At 34.0% G+C, this 19,851-nt stretch carries 14 protein-coding genes and 3 tRNA genes; 5 read left to right on the top strand and 12 right to left on the bottom strand.

Annotated elements, in window-relative coordinates; translation table 11 throughout:
- Window positions 1-163: 163 nt before the first annotated feature.
- The 5 genes from rpsT to proS all read right to left on the bottom strand — a co-directional run bounded on the left by rpsT (window position 164) and on the right by proS (window position 2,427).
- Window positions 164-415 (bottom strand): 30S ribosomal protein S20, encoded by a 252-nt coding sequence (gene rpsT, locus RC62_RS12550; protein WP_055095632.1) that lies wholly within the window; start codon window positions 413-415, stop codon window positions 164-166.
- 153 nt (window positions 416-568) lie between these two features.
- Window positions 569-640 (bottom strand) — tRNA-Glu (locus RC62_RS12545).
- A 43-nt stretch (window positions 641-683) separates the two neighbouring features.
- Window positions 684-755 (bottom strand) — tRNA-Glu (locus tag RC62_RS12540).
- A 44-nt stretch (window positions 756-799) separates the two neighbouring features.
- A tRNA-Glu gene (locus RC62_RS12535) sits at window positions 800-871 on the bottom strand.
- A 77-nt stretch (window positions 872-948) separates the two neighbouring features.
- A complete protein-coding gene (gene proS, locus RC62_RS12530) occupies window positions 949-2,427 on the bottom strand; it encodes a proline--tRNA ligase (protein ID WP_055095630.1) in 1,479 nt (492 codons plus the stop codon).
- A 101-nt stretch (window positions 2,428-2,528) separates the two neighbouring features.
- Between proS and RC62_RS12525 the strand changes: the two genes are divergently transcribed.
- The 5 genes from RC62_RS12525 to RC62_RS12505 all read left to right on the top strand — a co-directional run bounded on the left by RC62_RS12525 (window position 2,529) and on the right by RC62_RS12505 (window position 8,171).
- A complete protein-coding gene (locus tag RC62_RS12525) occupies window positions 2,529-3,524 on the top strand; it encodes a hypothetical protein (protein WP_055095626.1) in 996 nt (331 codons plus the stop codon).
- Between the two features lie 46 nt (window positions 3,525-3,570).
- On the top strand, window positions 3,571-5,094 hold the full coding sequence (locus RC62_RS12520) for an OmpP1/FadL family transporter (protein ID WP_055095625.1): 1,524 nt from the start codon (window positions 3,571-3,573) through the stop codon (window positions 5,092-5,094).
- Between the two features lie 213 nt (window positions 5,095-5,307).
- Complete coding sequence (gene rimO, locus RC62_RS12515) at window positions 5,308-6,621, top strand: 30S ribosomal protein S12 methylthiotransferase RimO (RefSeq protein ID WP_055095623.1); 1,314 nt, start codon at window positions 5,308-5,310, stop codon at window positions 6,619-6,621.
- Between the two features lie 42 nt (window positions 6,622-6,663).
- On the top strand, window positions 6,664-7,233 hold the full coding sequence (locus tag RC62_RS12510; RefSeq protein WP_055095621.1) for a hypothetical protein: 570 nt from the start codon (window positions 6,664-6,666) through the stop codon (window positions 7,231-7,233).
- Between the two features lie 32 nt (window positions 7,234-7,265).
- A complete protein-coding gene (locus RC62_RS12505) occupies window positions 7,266-8,171 on the top strand; it encodes an N-acetylmuramoyl-L-alanine amidase (protein ID WP_055095619.1) in 906 nt (301 codons plus the stop codon).
- A gap of 455 nt (window positions 8,172-8,626) precedes the next feature.
- On the opposite strand, the gene RC62_RS12500 is transcribed toward RC62_RS12505, so the two are convergent.
- From RC62_RS12500 to RC62_RS12470, 7 genes are all read right to left on the bottom strand, one after another.
- On the bottom strand, window positions 8,627-9,700 hold the full coding sequence (locus tag RC62_RS12500) for an outer membrane beta-barrel protein (protein ID WP_055095618.1): 1,074 nt from the start codon (window positions 9,698-9,700) through the stop codon (window positions 8,627-8,629).
- Window positions 9,701-10,222: 522 nt separating this feature from the next.
- Entirely contained in the window at window positions 10,223-11,188 is a 966-nt protein-coding gene (locus tag RC62_RS12495; protein ID WP_055095616.1) for a glycoside hydrolase family 5 protein, read from the bottom strand.
- Between the two features lie 11 nt (window positions 11,189-11,199).
- Window positions 11,200-12,438: a glycoside hydrolase family 27 protein gene (locus tag RC62_RS12490; RefSeq protein ID WP_055095614.1), complete on the bottom strand. Its 1,239-nt coding sequence runs from the start codon at window positions 12,436-12,438 to the stop codon at window positions 11,200-11,202.
- Between the two features lie 118 nt (window positions 12,439-12,556).
- Window positions 12,557-13,543, bottom strand: coding sequence for a T9SS type A sorting domain-containing protein (locus RC62_RS12485; RefSeq protein WP_055095612.1), 987 nt, complete (start codon window positions 13,541-13,543; stop codon window positions 12,557-12,559).
- Window positions 13,544-13,750: 207 nt separating this feature from the next.
- Window positions 13,751-14,806, bottom strand: a complete 1,056-nt coding sequence (locus tag RC62_RS12480) for an IPT/TIG domain-containing protein (protein WP_055095610.1) — start codon at window positions 14,804-14,806, stop codon at window positions 13,751-13,753.
- A 17-nt stretch (window positions 14,807-14,823) separates the two neighbouring features.
- Entirely contained in the window at window positions 14,824-16,422 is a 1,599-nt protein-coding gene (locus tag RC62_RS12475) for a RagB/SusD family nutrient uptake outer membrane protein (RefSeq protein WP_055095608.1), read from the bottom strand.
- A gap of 11 nt (window positions 16,423-16,433) precedes the next feature.
- On the bottom strand, window positions 16,434-19,631 hold the full coding sequence (locus RC62_RS12470; RefSeq protein WP_055095606.1) for a SusC/RagA family TonB-linked outer membrane protein: 3,198 nt from the start codon (window positions 19,629-19,631) through the stop codon (window positions 16,434-16,436).
- Window positions 19,632-19,851 lie beyond the last annotated feature (220 nt).

Below are 19,851 nucleotides of genomic sequence, written 5' to 3'. Positions count from 1 at the left end.
TAAACAAATCGAAATAAAAAAATCCAAATTTCAATAAACACCGCTAAAGCAAGCACGTATAAATTGGAATTTGGATTTTTTTTTGAATTTCTTCAGTTTTTGCTCAAACAAAAAAAGTCCTCTAAAAGAGGACTTTTTATATATTTTAGGAAATTGTAGTTAATTACAATTTAGCAACATGCTTAGTTAATTTAGACTTCAAGTTAGAAGCTTTATTATCATGAATGATGTTCTTTTTAGCTAATTTATCAATCATAGAGATTACAGTTGATAATTTTGAAGTTGCATCAGCTTTATCAGTAGCTATTCTTAATGCTTTAATAGCATTACGAGTAGTTTTATGTTGATATCTGTTAAGAACTCTTCTTTTTTCGTTACTTCTGATTCTTTTTAATGCTGACTTATGATTTGCCATTTTTTTTAATTTTAGATGTAATAATTATTATAGATACTAGTTAAAAAAGAAAAACCTCCCACAATTGCATAGCAATCACTTTGGTTTTAACTAATAAAATAAAAATCGAGACACCAATCTTTATTTTACAAAACTTATTCACAACTAATTTTGTAGTCTGTAAGGGAATCGAACCCCTGTTACCAGGACGAAAGCCTGGAGTCCTAACCCCTAGACGAACAGACCAATATTGTCTAAGTTTTTCTATATTTAAATAGAGGTATTATTGTAGCCCGTAGCGGAATCGAACCGCTCTTACATGGATGAAAACCATGCGTCCTAACCGATAGACGAACGGGCCATTTTAATTCTCATTATTTCAAGAAAAATACGCAGTAAAAGTAGTAGCCCGTAGCGGAATCGAACCGCTCTTACATGGATGAAAACCATGCGTCCTAACCGATAGACGAACGGGCCTGCTTCTCTAATGCGGATGCAAAAATACAACTATTTTTAAGATGTACAATACCTGATGCAAAAAAAATTAAAAAAAATTAATATGCCTTTGCAAACAACACTCTTTTTGAAGACGGATTGCCAGTAAACACACAAGTTCCCGCCTCTTCAACAGCATCTAAAGGAACGCAACGAATTGTCGCTTTTGTCAAATCTTTTATCTTCTCTTCGGTCGCAGCAGTTCCATCCCAATGTGCAGATACAAACCCTCCTTTACCATCTAAAATTTCCTTAAATTCCTCAAAACTATTTACTTCTGTAATATGAGTATTACGATAGTCCAATGCTTTATTAAATAAATCCGCTTGAATCTGTTCTAACAAGTCATTTACATAAGTAACAATTCCTTCTGCAGAAACAACTTCTTTTGTCAGCGTATCACGTCTTGCTACTTCAAAAGTTCCATTCTCAAGATCTTTTGGACCAACAGCAATCCTAACAGGAACACCTTTTAATTCCCATTCAGCAAATTTGAATCCTGGTTTTTGAGTTGTTCTGTCATCATATTTAACTGAAATCTTTAATTTTCTTAATTTAGCCGTCAATTCATTAACTGCAGCTGTAATTTCAGCAAATTGTTCGTCTGTTTTATATATAGGAACAATTACAACTTGTATTGGCGCTAAATTTGGAGGCAACACTAATCCCTGATCATCAGAGTGCGTCATAACCAAAGCTCCCATCAAACGAGTAGAAACTCCCCAAGATGTTCCCCACACATGTTCTTGTTTTCCTTCTGCATTCGCAAACTTCACATCAAAAGCTTTCGCAAAGTTCTGCCCTAAAAAGTGAGATGTTCCTGCCTGCAATGCTTTACCGTCTTGCATTAAAGCTTCAATACAATACGTTTCATCAGCACCTGCAAAACGTTCTGTTTCGGTTTTTATACCTTTCACAACCGGAATAGCCATAAAATCCTGAACAAAATCAGCATAAACATTCATCATCTTTTCAGATTCCTCTATAGCTTCTGCCTTTGTAGCATGTGCAGTATGTCCTTCCTGCCATAAAAACTCTGCAGTTCTTAAAAACAAACGTGTACGCATTTCCCAACGAACCACATTAGCCCATTGATTAATTAGCAAGGGTAAATCTCTGTAAGATTGTACCCATCCTTTATAGGTAGACCAGATAATTGCTTCACTTGTAGGACGAACTATAAGTTCCTCTTCCAGTTTTGCATTAGGATCAACCATAAGTTTCCCTGGTTTATCCGGATCATTTTTTAATCTGTAATGTGTTACAATAGCACACTCTTTTGCAAATCCTTCTGCATTTTTTTCTTCAGCCTCAAACATGCTCTTAGGCACAAATAAAGGGAAGTACGCATTTTGATGTCCTGTTTCCTTAAACATTCGATCTAACTCAGCCTGCATTTTTTCCCAAATAGCATATCCGTATGGTTTTATAACCATACATCCTCTAACGCCTGAATTTTCGGCTAGATCTGCCTTTACAACCAGCTCGTTATACCATTTCGAATAATCTTCTGATCTTGTAGTGAGGTTCTTACTCATATTGAATAGTTTGGCACAAATTTTGTTTTAATAATTTTAACTAAATAGTTTGACAAAACTAACTATTTTTGTAATGTGCAACAATAAAAAACACCACAGATATGAAAACTTATACTTCTCTTCGCCAAAACTCAAGTCATATTTACTTAATTGGATTACTGGGTTTTCTTTTAGCATCGTGTGGTTCTTACCAAAATACTTCATATAATGATAATGACGGAGTATATGGTGGCTCACCAAGAACGTATGCTCAGACAAATACCACAAATACTAATAATCAATACAAAGATTACTTTAAATCTTTGCAAGACGATAATCAGCCAACTGAAATTTTTACAGATGTTGATAGTTATGGCAATTATCAAGACAATGACAGCACACAAACTGTAGCGACTGCTTACCCTGCTTGGGGAAGCGCCAATTCAGAAGTTTCAGTAAACGTTTATTCAGACCCTACATGGTCAATGGGATTTGGCTTTGGTTTTGGATATCCATATTACGGTTACGGATATGGAGGAGGTTATTGGGGCTACCCTGGATATGGCTGGGGCTACCCTGGATACTGGGGAGGCGGATGGGGCTACCCTGGATACTACAGACCTTATTATGGTTATGGATACAACAACTATTCTTACAGTTATGGAAGAAGAGGTTCAGCCTCATATTACGGAGGCAGAAATTATGCTTCTAACAGAAATTTTACAACAAACAGAGGTTATAATAGTAATAGAAACTACACCACAAACAGAAACTATACTACAAATAGAGGAAGTTATACTACCAACAGACAAAATGGCTACTCTGACTACAGAAGAAGCTCTTCTGTAAACGGAAGAACGTACAACTCTTCAAGCCCTACATTTACAAACAGAAGAAGTACAACCCAAGGTCAAAACAATAGCTATGATTACTCTAACAGAAGATCAAGCAGCAATACAACAACCAGAAGCTACGATAGCGGTAATTCATCAAGAAGCTACTCTCCTAGCCCATCACGTTCTATGAATAGTGGTGGCGGTGGCGGAAGCATGAGATCATCTGGCGGCGGTGGCGGTGGCGGAAGATCATATGGCGGAGGCGGTGGTGGAAGAAGATAATCTCTTCATTCACTTATCTAAAAAATCACATTAAAACTTTACCCAAATGAAAAAAATATTATTCCTACTTATTACAGGACTAACAGCCAGCGTCTCACATTCACAAGAAATATCTGATGCCGTTCGTTATGCGCAAGACAATTTAACCGGAACAGCACGTTTTAGAGCAATGAGCGGTGCGTTTGGAGCAGTTGGTGGAGATTTATCTTCTATGAGTGTCAATCCGGCAGGATCTGCAATTTTCTCTAACAATCAAACTGGTATAAGTTTCAGTAACCAAAATATCAAAAATAATTCTAACTATTTTGGAACTCAGACAAGCGACAAAGAAAATTCATTTATTCTAAATCAGGCAGGAGCTATTTTTGTTTTTCATGATCACAACCCAAGCAACAACTGGAAAAAAATTGCAATTGGAGCAACTTATGAAAACACGAATAATTTCGACAACAGTGTTGTGTCAGTAGGAACAAATCCAACAAATTCTATTGATAAATATTTTTTAGCTTATGCTAATGGAGAACCATTTAAAAATAATGGAATCCCTTTAAGCGTAATTACCGACATTCCATATAGAGATCAGTTTTTCACTGAACAGCAAGCTTATTTTGGATATAGAGGTTTTGTTATAAACCCAGTTACAGAAACTGACAATAACAATCAATACACTTCAAATGTACCTGCAGGTGGTAACTACTATCATGAAAATGAAGTTTACACCAGCGGATACAATAGTAAATTAAGTTTTAATATCGCTACATCTTATAAAGACAGAATATATCTTGGAGCTAATTTAAATGTACATATAACTGATTTCAGAAGATCAAGCAGTTTTTATGAAGATAACAGCAATCCATTAGAAGCAAATGCAACTATTTCGAATTTGCGTTTTAATAATGACCTGTATACTTATGGTAATGGTTTTTCTTTTCAACTTGGAGCTATTGCAAAAGTTACAGAATCATTTCGTCTTGGTTTAGCTTACGAATCAAATACGTGGTATGAAATGAATGATGAAGTTTCTCAAAGCCTTTACACTACCACACAAGCTATCAACGGACCAGAAAATTACGCAAACATAAACCCAAATATTGTGAATGTTTATGATTCATATACTTTACAAACTCCGGGAAAAACCACTTTTAGTGCTGCATATGTATTTGGAAAATCAGGTTTAATTAGTGTAGATTACGCTATCAAAGACTATGGAAATACTAAATACAAACCAACAAACGATGAAGGCTTTAGCCGTGTAAACACCCAGATTAACAATCAACTAACAAGCAATGGCGAATTACGAGTTGGTGCTGAATATAAAATAAAACAGTTGAGTTTACGCGGCGGTTACCGTTTTGAAGGAAGTCCATATAAAAACGGAACAACTATTGGAGACACAAACAGTTATTCAGGAGGTTTAGGATATAATTTTGGAGGAACTAAACTAGATTTAGCTTACTCTTACTTAGAAAGAAAATCTAATCAGGGATTTTTCGCAACCGGATTTACTGATGGCGCCAACATTACATCGAAGCTAAACAATGTTACTTTGACTTTATTATTTGAATTGTAATTAAGAATAAATAGATGAATTGAAATTTCCGTCAGGTTTTACTTGGCGGATTTTTTTTAGCCCTGATGAGAGTGACATCCTTTTTCTTGCTTCTTTAGCAAGGAAAAGATATAACGGACAGCAGGAATAGCTTCATAAAAAACATCTAAAAGAAACGGAAACAAGTGGTGTTTGAATAAAAAAGTGTAATTTTGCACTCCAATTTATAAAAGTATGAGAACCAAGTCTTTAAAAAAGAACAAAATTAACGTAATCACTCTTGGGTGTTCGAAAAATGTATATGACAGTGAAGTTTTAATGGGACAGCTTCGTGCAAACGGAAAAGAAGTGACTCATGAGGCGCCTGCAGCAGAAGAAGGAAACATTATCGTAATCAACACTTGTGGTTTTATTGATAATGCTAAAGCAGAATCAGTAAATATGATTTTGGAATATGCAGACAAAAAAGACAGAGGATTAGTTGATAAAGTTTTTGTAACAGGATGTTTATCTGAACGTTACAGGCCTGATTTAGAAAAAGAAATTCCTAATGTGGATCAATATTTTGGTACAACAGAATTACCTCAGTTGCTGAAAGCTTTAGGAGCTGATTATAAACATGAACTATTAGGAGAACGTTTGACAACAACTCCTAAAAACTATGCTTACCTGAAAATTGCCGAAGGTTGCGACAGACCTTGCAGCTTTTGCGCTATTCCCCTTATGCGTGGTAAACACGTTTCTCAATCTATTGAAAAACTAGTAAAAGAAGCTGAAGGTTTAGCTAAAAATGGCGTTAAAGAACTAATTTTAATTGCTCAGGACCTAACTTATTATGGTCTTGACATTTATAAAAAAAGAAATCTTGCTGAGCTTTTAGAAGCATTAGCAAAAGTAGAAGGTATAGAATGGATTCGTTTACATTATGCATACCCTACAGGTTTCCCAATGGATGTATTAGAATTAATGAAACGCGAACCTAAGATTTGTAATTATATCGATATTCCCTTACAACATATCTCTGACTCTATATTAAAATCTATGCGTCGTGGTACTACTCAGGCTAAAACGACTCAATTATTAAAAGATTTTCGAGCAGCTGTTCCCGGAATAGCAATTAGAACAACTTTAATTGTTGGATATCCAGGTGAAACTCAGGAAGATTTTGAGATTTTGAAAGATTTTGTTCAGGAAATGAAATTTGACCGAATGGGATGTTTCGCTTATTCTCATGAAGAAAACACGCATGCTTATTTATTAGAAGATGATGTTCCGGATGATGTAAAACAAGCAAGAGCAAACGAAATAATGGAATTACAGTCTCAAATTTCATGGGATTTAAACCAGGAAAAAGTAGGTCAGGTCTATAGATGTATCATTGACAGAAAAGAAGGAGCTCACTTTGTAGGAAGAAGCGAGTTTGACAGCCCGGATGTAGATAATGAAGTTTTGATTGACGCTTCTAAACATTACGTAAAAACAGGAGAATTTGTTAATATAAGAATAATAGAAGCAACAGAATTTGATTTATACGGAGAACCTGCTTAAATTTACGCTAAACAATTACCAATTTTAGATAAAAACAATTTTATGAAACCTATACAATCTTTATTTCTTTTGGTTTTTACTTTATTCTGCTTCAATTCTGTTTCTGCTCAATACGGAAATGGATACAATAATGGTTACGGAGGTGGCGGTTATGGAGGAAACGGATACGGAAGAGGTGGTGGAATGGGTATGGACAGAAGTATGATGGGAGGACCGCAAGGCAACACCAGCAAACCTAAAGAAGTTCCTGTAGAAGAGACAGCTGCTAAAATTGTAGAACAAATGAAACCGGTAGTAAATCTTGATGAACTTCAAGCGATTGCTATTACGAATGTTTTTACTGACAGTATGAAAGAGCAAGGTATTCTTTTGAAAAATGAAAGCAGCAGCCAGGATGAGAAATTAGAACAAATTAAAGCTCTAAGAGAAAGTACTACAAAAAAGATTACTGCTTTTTTGAATCCTGATCAGATTGAAAAATATACTGCTTTTATGGCTGATTTTAAGGAAATAAAAAAACCTTCTAAATCAAAAAAGAAAAAAGATTCTAAAGAAAACAAAGACACAAAAGATGTTAAGGAAGATATAGAAACAAAAGAAATCAAAGAATAATTGTTTCAAACTCGTCTTAAAATATAACTACCATGGCAAAAAAACATTTTTGTTTCCTGATATTAGCCCTAATCATTACCGCATGTTCTACAAACCCCTACAAGACAACTGAAAAGGTTTATGACAAGCAGCTTAAAACTTTAGAAAATCAAATTACAAACAAAGAAGCCCAACCAATTCCGGCAGTCACCCCTGTTGTTATTGACACAACTTATGCTGCACAATTAGGTATAGTAAAAGATACCCTGTCAAAAACCGGATCTACTTATTTACTAAATGGTGTAAACACAGAATGGATTGGCACAGTAAACTTTAATTTAAGAAAACCAAGTTTTATTGTTATTCATCATACAGCACAGGATTCTATCCAGCAAACTATAAAAACTTTTACCATAACCAGAACACAGGTAAGTGCTCATTACATCATTTCTGAGAATGGGAAAGTCGTTCAAATGTTAAATGACTATTTAAGAGCATGGCATGCAGGAGCATCGACCTGGGGGAAAAACACAGACTTAAACTCTTCTTCTATTGGGATAGAGCTTGACAATAATGGTTTTAAACCTTTTACAGAAGCACAAATTAGTAGTCTTGTAGCTCTTTTGACAAAATTAAAGAAGGATTACAACATTCCGACTCAAAACATATTAGGTCACGCGGATATTGCACCAGGCAGAAAACAAGATCCAAGCGCGTTGTTTCCATGGAAAACGTTAGCAGAAAAAGGATTTGGAATATGGCCGGATGAAGTTCTCGAAGAAGCTCCGTTTGATTTTAAAATCGAACCGGCTTTAAGAATTATTGGATATAATACTAAGAATCTTTCAGCAGCAATTCAGGCTTTCAAATTGCATTATATTCAAACTGATACAACTGCTACTCTAGATCGAAAAACAATAGATACTATTTACTCGATTTATAAAAAGCAAATTCAGTAAAAAAATAAATACTAAAATATAAACGCGTTTCTAAATATTTAGAAACGCGTTTTTTTTATTACTATATCACGTAGTAACAAATAAAAAGAAGAGTTTTGCCACAGATCAAACAATTAAAAAGATTGATTCTTCTTTTCTTTCTCTGTTTTTTACCACAAACTACACTAATTTGCATAAATTGAAATAAAACATAATGTTAGAAACTAAACGAAAAACTTTTTTTGTTTGACACAGATTCTGCAGATTAAATGGATTTAATTTTAGCTTTTGCATTAAATATTCTTACACACATTTACCTAAATCTTTTTTAAATCTGCGTGAAAAGAATTTACTAACTCTTCTTCAGTTCCCTATACTCTAATCGTAGCAAAAAAGTCTTCAAATAAAAAAGCTGCCAAAACATTAGTATGTTTCGACAGCTCCAAAAAAAAAAAAAAAAATATCAATCTTTATCTCTAGAAAGAGTATGTTGTAGCAATTAATCCGAAGAAAGATCCTCCTGCTGGAGCAGCATCTTTATCTAAGAAAATATCTTCAGACGCAGCATCGTATCTTAGCTCAGGAATTATGGTTAGTTTTCCAACTTTATAATTCAAAGAAACTGTATTAGCAAAAACATTTGATCCTGTTAATGTCCCTAAACTGGCAGCAGCATCTTTAGCATCAAAATATTCTATTCTGTAAGCCAGACTCAAAGATGGCTTAAAAGCATAATTAGCATATCCTACTAATGCGAACCAATCTCCGTCTAACTCACTATCGAAATCATTTTTGGTTTTAGCATATGTTGCATTAAATCCCAAAGAAAAAGCATCAGTTATTGTTTTAGATGCCACAAAATCGATTTGTGTTTTATTCTCATCAGATGCAGGATTACTACTGCCTGATGTAAAATTTAAATAAGCACTTCCGGTATCACCTATATATCCTAATTGTGCGATATATGTTTTTTGGCTTGAACCTGCATCCATGGCTGATTTAAAATCTGTAGGATTTGTAATCCCGGCCATAGCTGTAAATTTCCCTGATGTATATACTGCTTTTACTCCAGTATTAAAAAATGGGCCATAAGAAAAAGCATAAGACATGCTATAGTTTTTATTGCCTATCGCATCTAATACTTCATATCCTATATGTGTACCAAAACTACCTGCGACTACTTTAAATTCATCCGAAACCTGATAAGTAAAGAACAATTGTTTAATTAAAAATTTTGCTGTAATATCTTTATCCGTTGTTTCATTATATGAAAATTCCCCTGCTCTTTTTCCAAAACCTAAGTCTACAAAAACTGAAGCTTTTCCGAACGTATGCGCTGCCTGAATTGAGGCCATCCCTAATTCGAATGAATCTTGTGAGTTGGTAAAGCTCGTTAATCCATTCATTTGTTTTGAAAAATCATATTTATAATAAGCGTCTGCTGATCCTCCCCAAGTGGTTGCTGGCGAAACTGATGCTTCAGTCTCATCTTGGGCAAAAGCAAAAGAACTTGTTAACATCGCGGCTAATACGTGTAATACTTTTTTCATGTGTTAATTGGTTTTTAGTTATTAATTGATTCTGGTTAGTTAATCTTTTATATATCTATTTAATAGTATAAGTCATTTCTAAAACCTCTTACCCGCCTCTAAAACATTCTCTTTTTCATTAGCGAATTTATTAACTTTTGCATGAGTAGAATAACTGAAATCTGTTTTTTTGATGTTTTGAGTAAAGAATTATGGATTACAAAAATTAACTTGGCAATAATCATGATTTGACATTTATACTTCTTTATTTTTGAAAATTCAATAACCAAATTTCACATCAAACCCCATTAAATTAAAAATAAAATAAACTTTTACCTACTTAAAAACATACAATACCACATAAAAATATCTTTAAAAAACAACCACCCCCTTAAAAAATAGGGTATATTAAAAATAAAAATAAAATAATACTTTAAAAGACAGATTCACGAAAAATAAATTACACTAAAAACCACACGTAACAATTCCTACAAAAAAAATCTGTTCAAATTGAACAGACTTTAAAAACTTATGCGAGGATGGTTATTCCTGAGTATTGTATTTTCTTAAAAATTCCCGAACTTTAATCCCAGATTCTTTTAAATCTTCTTCTTGCCACTTTCCTTCTGATTTAGCAGACTTTTTTAAAATAGAACAAGTTTCATCTTTATCAGAAACAGACCAGGTGATCCAGCTTAATTTTCGGGCTTCCATCCAATCTATATATTCCTCCCACGCTTTTATATTTAAAGGGCCATCTCCTGAAGCCTCCATACCTGCAGATTCTGAAATAAATACAGGCAAACCACTTTTTATTGCATCATCTGTTTTATCTCTTAACTCTTTGCCATGTGTTGCCGCATAAAAATGCATTGTATACATTATATTGCTAAATCCTTTAATTGGGTCAGCAGCAGGAAGATCAACATCCTGATCCCAATGTGGACAACCCACGAGAATAATATTATGCGGGTCGTTTTTTCTAATGACCTTAATTACTTCTTCGGCATAAGCCTTAACTTCTGGCCACGATTCATAATCAGGTTCGTTAAATATCTCATATATTACATTAGGATACTTTGCATACTTTTTAGAAACCTCATCAAAAAATGCTGTAGCTTCTTTTAAATTAATATTATGACTATGCCAGTCAATAATAACATATATATCATTTTTTATAGCCCCTTTTACAACCGCTTCAATTTTTTGCTTTGAAAGTTGCGGTTCTTTTATATATGACATTTCACCTAACTCAATTCCCATTGCAGCACGAACTACATTGCAATTAAAATCTTTTTTTAACCAACCTACTGCTTTTTCATTATAGAATCTCGGCCACATGCTATGCCAGCCAAAACTCAGTCCACGCAATACAATTGGTTTATTGTTTTTATCTGTCAATTGAGTTCCGCTAACATTTAACTGACCATGATGTTTTACAAATTGTGCATTCGAAACAAAAAACATCAATAATAAAATAAGTATAAAGAGATTTGTTTTCGTTTTCATTATTATAAGTTTTAAGGTATTAATCGCAGTGTTATTACATCATGAGGAGCAATATCAGCAGTAAAATTCTTTTTTGTATTACCTGTCTCTTTATTTTTCCAAAGATCTTTTAGCTTGTAAATTGTTTTACTAAAATTAGCTTCATAACCAAAATCAGCATCTTTGATAGTATGCTTTTTCCAATCAAAATTGATTTTTTTCGCCAATTCACTTCTGTTCAAAAAAGTCAAGGCCCAATTACCATCTGCCAAAGGTTTTACCCAAACTTCAAGCCCATCTTCAGCAGAATATTTAAATCCCTGAATCCCTAATTTATCCTGATTAACAGCTATTAATTCCTTATTGGTTAAAATTGCAAGTGTTTCTTTAGACATTTTTCTAAAATCATTTCCGGCAACAAGCGGTGATGCCATCACACACCACATTGCAAAATGCGACTTATCCTCGGTATCATTCATTTCGTTTCCTACTTCCATCATATCAAAATCATTCCAATGATCCGGACCAGAATATTTACGAATATCTTTACGCATCTCTACGATTTTCATAAATCCCCAAGAAGACCAATTTCCTTCTTCGTGTTTAAATTCGCAATCAAAGCAAGGATAGATATCTCCAGAAATCCTCCATAAATTACCAATTGGTTTTCCCCATTCCCATGGTTGATTATCTCCCCATTCGCAAAGACTGAAAACAATAGGTCTTCCGGCAGTTTTAAGCGCATTGCTCATTGTCGTATAAGCTTCTTTAGCTGTGATTCCCTGCGTATTGCACCAATCGTATTTCAAAAAATCTATTCCCAGTTTAGCATAAAATCGAGCATCCTGATATTCGTAACCTCGTGTTCCCGGATAACCGGCACAAGTTTGCGTTCCTGCACAGTTGTATAAACCAAATTTCAAGCCTTTACTGTGAACATAATCGATTACTGCTTTCATTCCGCCGGGAAATTTAACCGGATCAGGAATCAAGTCCCCGTTTACATCACGTTCTCTGGTCATCCAGCCATCATCCAGTACAATATAATTATAGCCTGCAGCAGCCATTCCGGATGACACCATAATATCAGCTGTTTCTTTTACTAATTTTTCATCAATACTTGTCCCGAAAGTATTCCAGGAATTCCAGCCCATTGGAGGCGTCATTGCCAAACCTTCAAATTTTCCTGCCAGCTGTGTGTGCGTATTTCCCTGACTAAACCCTAAACCTGATATGCTTAAAGCAAACAATAATACTACTGCTTTTTTCATTTTTTATTTATTTTGATATTTTATTATATTCTATTGTAGTTTTTAAATGGATAATGATATAAAAAACTCCATCGCGATATTTCGAAATGGAGTTCTTATTTTTTAAAAAGAACTTAATTTAATTCACAACCAAATTTTGAGTTTTTACAATCCCATTTGGGTACGTTACCTGTACAATATAAAGTCCCGCTGTTAAAGAAGCTCCAACTGTAGTTTTCAGTGGAAATGATGTTGACGCAGCCGATAACGGAAAAGTAGCTTTTAAAACACCTGAACCATTATATACTTTACAAATTGTACCGGTTCCTAAAGAACTAATTGCCGGAGCATAAATAGTTATATATCCGTTACTATAAGGATTTGGGGCTATTGTCACATCATAATTTACTCCCGGGGTATTATTAGCACATCCTGCTAAGTTTAAAGAAACCGAATTGCCATATGATGTTGAAGTAACTGAGTTTGATAAACATCCTGACGACGAAGTTGTACTTGTTACATCATATAAAAAATAAGATTGTCCGTTTAATGGCAGTTTTAATTCGAATACATTTTTAGAAGTTTGCGTAATTATAATACTGGCATCAGGAACCCTTGGTGAAATAGTAAAATTGGTATTGGGAGTCGGATTTGGATTTGGGGTAATATTAAGTGTTATTATATGGTATTGAGTTGTACAATAATCATTTGTTTTTGTAACATAATAACTGGGTTGTGCCGGTAAATTTGGAGCTATAAAGGTAAAAACATTACTTTGAGCAACCACAGTTGTACCATTCAAAAATTGTACAGTAAGAGTTGTACCTCCCGCAATAGAACCCGGATTTTTATATAACACTTTAGAAAGTGACAATAGGGATGGATTCCCTGAAAATGTAACACTTGGATCACTGCATATCCATTTTACTTCTGTATAGTCAATCCCATCCGAAGGTTTTGTAACTGTATAAGTGGGACTTGAAGACAAACAATACGGATTTGCACCTCCAATAACTTGAGCATTTACTGCAAAACTGATTAATATTAAAATAAAACTTAATATCGAAAGTTCATTTTGTTTTGAAATTTTTAAAGTGCGAACACCTGAAAAGTCATTTTTTTTCATGATTTTTGTTTTATATATTTTGTTATAATACAATAAATTTAACCAGAAAAATAAACCATAAATGATATTATTTCCTCAAATAGCAGTACTAAAAAATCACACAACTACTTGATTATCAAATTAAAAACCCGAAAAAATATTCTAAAAAAGTATTCCCTAATTGAGTAGATCAGGGAATACTTAAAACAAAACTCAAAATAAAATGTACTATTTCAAAACAAACCCCATGTCATCCATAAGGATAGTGTTGCCACCAAAACCACCGGATTCCTGTAATGTTAACTGATCAAAAGTTGTTGGATTTCCAATTTCAGAAAAAGGGATTTCGATTGTAGTCCAGTTTGAAGCCAGAGACTTCTTAATTTGATAAGCCCATCCGCCAAAAACAAATGTTATACTTGCATTTGTATTTGTAGAAATGCTTTTAACCTTAACTCTAAACGCTTTATACTTGGAAACATCTCTTGAATTAAATTTCATATCTGCCCCATTCCATCCACCAAAAACAAATTTAATCGATGATTCTCCCTGCACTTTATCCACTTTATAACCAGTATCAAAAGAGTCTGCACTCTGCCACATCCAGTGACCCGCATCTCCTTGCATTACATCATCATAAAGTGCTGAACCAATAGCTTCTGCAGAAACACCAGTACCTGAAATATTAGTAACTGAGACATATTTATCAGTAGCATTGGCTGGCATCTTAAATTTAATTTCAGTTAAGGTAGAAGACACAACAGGTACATTTTCTGTCCCTACTTTAACAATAGGATTCAGGAAATAATCACCATTAACAGTAACGATGTCACCTTCTGCAGCATTAATAGAGTTGAACCAATTAAATGTTGGTGCCGGAGGTGCAACGGTTAAATTAAAAACAGCTGTTCCGCTTCCTGTCACTACTTTTAGCTGATTAGCAGCATTGGCATAAGGTGTTTTTTCATCTACCAAAATAACAATATCTGTATCTGTTACAAAAGTGGGTCTGAAATAAGTATCAAAATCATTAAAATAGACTTTTTGTGTTGACAATAATCCTTTTCCATGAATGATATAATAATTTTTTGGATCTACTAAAGTAACCGGAGTTGATGGTAAAAGATTTCCCGCAGTATCATAACCTGAACGTGATATAGATTCTATAATCGGTGTACCTGTATAAACTGAAGCACTGTCATCATTTGAGCAGGAACTAAAAAACATTAAAGATAACATCCATGTCATACATGCTGTTAACGAAACAATTTTTATATTTTTCATATTTTTATTTTTAAAAATTATTTAAAAGTATACGGTGCTACTTCTGTTAATTTTGGATTTTTAATCAAATCATCTGCCGGATAAGGCAATAAAAGGTTACTTGCAGAAATCGAAATGTGTTTTTCTGTAACCTTATCCCCTCTGTTTTGTGCTTCTAAAATTGCTTTTGCTTTCGCGAAAGGCAAACGTCCCAGGTCAAAATAATAATCTCCTTCGCAAGCTAGTTCTGCACGTCTTTCTTTGAAAATGTCATCAAAGGAGATTGATGTTTTAATAGGCAGACCAGCTCTTAAACGAACAGCATTAAACGATTTTAATGCCATAGCATCTGTAGTACTGCCTGATTGTCCGCCCAAAATAGCTTCGGCATGAATTAATAATAGTTCAGCATAACGCATCATATAACTGTTCATACTGCTTTCACCGTTAAACGGAGGATTAAATGGACCTGTAATTGGTAAATTTTCTTTTCCGATTACATATTTTTTCAATCCCGCTCCTGAACTTTGCGCTTCATTTTCTATCGCAAATGTATACCCTAAAATTAGTGGTGAATCAACAGCAAGCGTTTGTGCATATGTTAAATTAGGATAATAATCCCCCGGCAGCATAAACGTTTCTTTTCTTCTTTTATCACCATCTTCAAAAACATTATGAATCAAATCCTGAGATGGTGCAATCTGGCCTGAATAGGTAGTTTCTACCAATCTATTTTCTGGAGCGAACAAAGTATTAGAGAAGTTTCCCTCAAAATAAGTTCCTGCGCCTGTCCATTGCCATGAGAATATAGACTCTTCATTATTATTGTTTTTTTGCAAAAATAAATCGGCAAAAGATTTTGTAGGCAATTCTTCACCACCCAACAATTTAAACTCACCGCTATTAATTACTTCCTGAGCCATTTGTCTTGCCAGGTCATATTTCTTTTGGTATAAATAAACTTTTGCTAAAAAAGCTTTTGCAGATCCGCTTGACACATGTGCATTTGATGCATAGTCAGAACCTCTGTTTTTTGTTCTTAAATTCGCTATTGCAAATTTTAAATCGTTCTCAATAAATTTATAAACATCCTCAGTTGGATTACTTGGGATCACAAAGTTTTTTGAGTAATCAGCATTATTTTCGATAATAGGCACATTTCCCCATAATCTTACCAGAAAGAAATAAGAAAAGGCTCTGATAAAATGGGATTCGCCCAAGGCGTTATTCAATGCTTCTTTACTAACATTTGGCCCAACACTTTGAGGCAAATTGCTGATGTAAGCATTAGAATTTGCAATCGCTCCAAAACATGATCTCCAGGCATCAGAAATAAAAGCCTGAGAATTGGTAAAACTTAAATCTGTGAACTTACCAAAATCATTGTATTGACTTGCATACATATTACCAGAAATTACATCTGTAATACCATAAAATGCCGATTTATTCATATTGAACCAAACAATACCATACAATCCGTTGCTGGCGTTATCAAGTTTTGAATCTGAATCATAATAATTACCTATTGTAGGAGTTCCCTCAGCCGGCACATCAAGAAAATCCTGAGAACATGACGATGAGATCAACAATATCAGCGCCATAGCAACAGCACTGTTTATTTTTAGTATATTTTTCATATTAATTCGTATTAAAATTCAACATTAAAACCAAAAGTTATTTGTCTTGGCGTTGGGTAACGTCCGTTATCCACACCAGATAACAACGCATCCTGATTATAAGAACCTACTTCGGGATCATATCCTTTATATTTTGTAAACGTATATAAGTTTTGTCCGGAAACATAAAGTCTCAATCTTGATAATTTTAGCTTCGAAATCATATCAGAAGGCAGAGAATACCCCAAAGTCACGTTCTGAACTCTTAAATACGATCCATTTTCTATAAAACGTGTTGATACTGCATTGTTTATATTATCATAAGTTGATGGCCTTGGCAGAGAAGCATCTAAATTTGAAGCCGAATAAAAATCTGCAGCTTCTTCTAAATAATTTGTGCCCATATTACTATTCATTACACCTGAAGCACGAGTTAAATTCATTAACTTATTTCCTGCTGTTCCCTGAACAAAAACCGACAAATCGACATTTTTATATTTAAAGTTGTTTGTAAATCCATAAGTAAATTTAGGATTCGGATTCCCAATATTCACTATATCTTTTAAGTCAATAACACCGTCATTGTTTTGATCTTTATAGATAACATCTCCTTTTTGAAAACTAGGTAATAATGAATTTGTTCCATTTTTTAAAACTACTTTAGTTCCGGTAGCATCTGTATGACCATAAGCTGTCAGGTCATCATCTGTTCTGTAAATTCCTAAAGCCTCATAACCTATAAATGATCCAATTGGCAAACCTTCCTGGGTTCTTGAAACCGTCACTGTATTATAAGCAAGAGTACCCATTGTTCTAACAATATTTAATCCTGCCATATTAGTCACCTCATTTACATATTTGGTAAAGTTTAAATTAGCATTCCAGGAAAAATTTTCTGTAAATTTTTCGCTGTAACCAAGCGTAATCTCAACACCTTTATTTTCCATACTTCCAAGATTAAAGTAAGGAGGATTTACACCACCTTCATAATCACCACCTCCGGAAAGAAAGTTTGGCAAAGGAACCTGATACAAGAAGTTTTTTGAAACTTTTTTATACAAATCTACAGATGCAGTAAGTTTAGATTTAAACAATGCAAAATCCAATCCTAAGTTCGTTTGATCCTGAGTTTCCCATTTCAAATCTTTATTTGGTGTATTTGATGGCAAATAAGAAGTTCCCATTGAGCTGTTGATCAAGTGCAGATTAGCATCATATAAATTATTTCCAATTTGGTTATTTCCCGTTTGTCCCCAGCCAAATCTAAGTTTTATTCCATCAACATATTTTTTAGTTCCTTCCATAAAAGCCTCATTAGAAAGTTTCCATGAACCACCTACAGAACTAAAAACACCCCATTTATTTCCAACAAAAAACTTAGAAGACCCATCTGTTCTTACTGCAGCAGAAATTCCGTATTTATCTCCGTAATCATAAACCACCCTTCCTAAATAAGATGCTAAAGTCTGAGTTCCTGAATACACACCGCTTGTTACCGCTTTAGGCAAATCAGAAGCCGCAAGAGATTTATCATTATTATCTTTATAACCTTCTCCTGTTATAGTATATCCTTCCCAGTGCGCTCTGTTAGACTCCTGCACAGCCAAAACTGTAAAATTGTGTTTACCAATAGTATTTCTGTAAGTAAGCATGTTTTTTAAGTTCCACGAATTCCCACTTGAAGGACTGTAATATAAATTAGCGAAACTTTTTACCGCATTCCCCAACGAATACATTGGATCAAATCTTTGTCCTAAATTATCATAGATATAACCACCAGCTTCAAAACGATATTCTAAACCTTTAAGCAAATCAACCTGAGTATAAAAATTTCCAGAATAGTTTTTTCTTACCAAAGTATTAGAACCCAATAATGAAGTTGCAACAGGATTAACAAATGATGTTGCTCCTCCGGCTGGCGGCCCTGCAAAAGCACCAGATAATTCTCTTACAGCCACATCCGGAGTTGCTAATAATGAAGTTGCCACAACCCCGTTGAATTGTCCGTTTAGAGTTAATTTTTCGTCAGTAATTGCACCGCTTACATTAATACCAACTTTAATAAAACTATTTACTTTGGCATCAACATTTGTTCTGAAGTTATATCTTTTAAATCCGGATTCAATTACAATACCTTCCTGATTTAATACGCCTCCTGATATATAATAATTTATTCCTTCTTTACCACCTGAAAAAGACAACTGGTTCGATGTCATTATACCTGTTTGATATATCGCATCCTGCCAATCTGTACCTTGTCCTAAAACTTCAGGATGAGCAAATTCCGGACGTTTAGCAGTAGGATCATAAACTTCTGCCAATGCATTTTGATGAATTGCATATTGCTGCAGATTCATAGAATGTAATTTCTTAGGAAGATTACTGATTGAATACGAATTTTCGAATGATAATTTCCCTGTACCTTTTTTACCTGATTTTGTAGTTACGATTACAACTCCATTAGCCCCGCGCGAACCATAAATAGCTGTTGCAGAAGCATCTTTTAAAATATCGATAGACTCAATATCATTAGGATTTATAAGCGCCAAAGGACTTAATGTAATATTTCCTGAATTAGAAAAATTAGAATTTCCTGATGCATTTCTACCAGAAGTAGACGAGTTACGCGCATCTCCGGATATTGGCACACCATCAATAACATACAATGGTTCATTGGTTCCTGTTAAAGATGAAACCCCTCTAATTTTTACTGACACATTACTTCCCGGTTCTCCTGAATTACTGCTTACAACAACTCCGGCAGCTTTACCCTGCATCATTTGATCAAACGAAACTACTTTTAAATTTTCAATATCCTTAGAACTAATACTGGAAATAGCACTGTTTATATCTTTCCTCTTTTGAGTTCCGTAACCTATTACGACTACATCTTTTAAGTCTTCAGCATTTGTTTTTAAAACTACATTAATAGTTTTATTTACTCCTACAGCTATCCTTTGCGTATTAAAACCAATAAAAGAAAATACTAAAGTAGAATTTGCGGGAACATCAATTGTATATTTACCGTCAAAGTCTGTTGAAACAGTTGTTTTTAGTCCCACAACCGAAATATTTGCCCCAGGAATAGACAATCCCTTTTCATCTGATACAATTCCCGATACTTTTACCTGAGCAGTAATAAAATTACTTGTCAGCAACAAAAATAAAATCAAAGGAACTGCTCTGTGGTTAGCATTCCAATGAATGAAGTTAGTCATTAGTTTTTTCATAATAAATGTTTGGTTAGTTTAAATTTGTTTGATAATTCAAGTCTCAAAAAGATGGTATTTATTTTCTTAAATTATTTAACAAATCTATAACACAAGAAAACATTAAATCGATAGTATTATATCATTTAATGATAATATTTTTACTATAACGTTTTAAAAAAACACATATGAAAAAAAAAGTAATCAAAAATTACATTATTCGTAAATCACACCTATTAAA

The organism is Flavobacterium aquidurense, assembly GCF_001404985.1.
GTDB lineage: Bacteria > Bacteroidota > Bacteroidia > Flavobacteriales > Flavobacteriaceae > Flavobacterium > Flavobacterium aquidurense_B.
The sequence above is the reverse complement of the archived record's forward strand: the minus strand, read 5'-3'. Positions and strand labels throughout refer to the sequence as shown.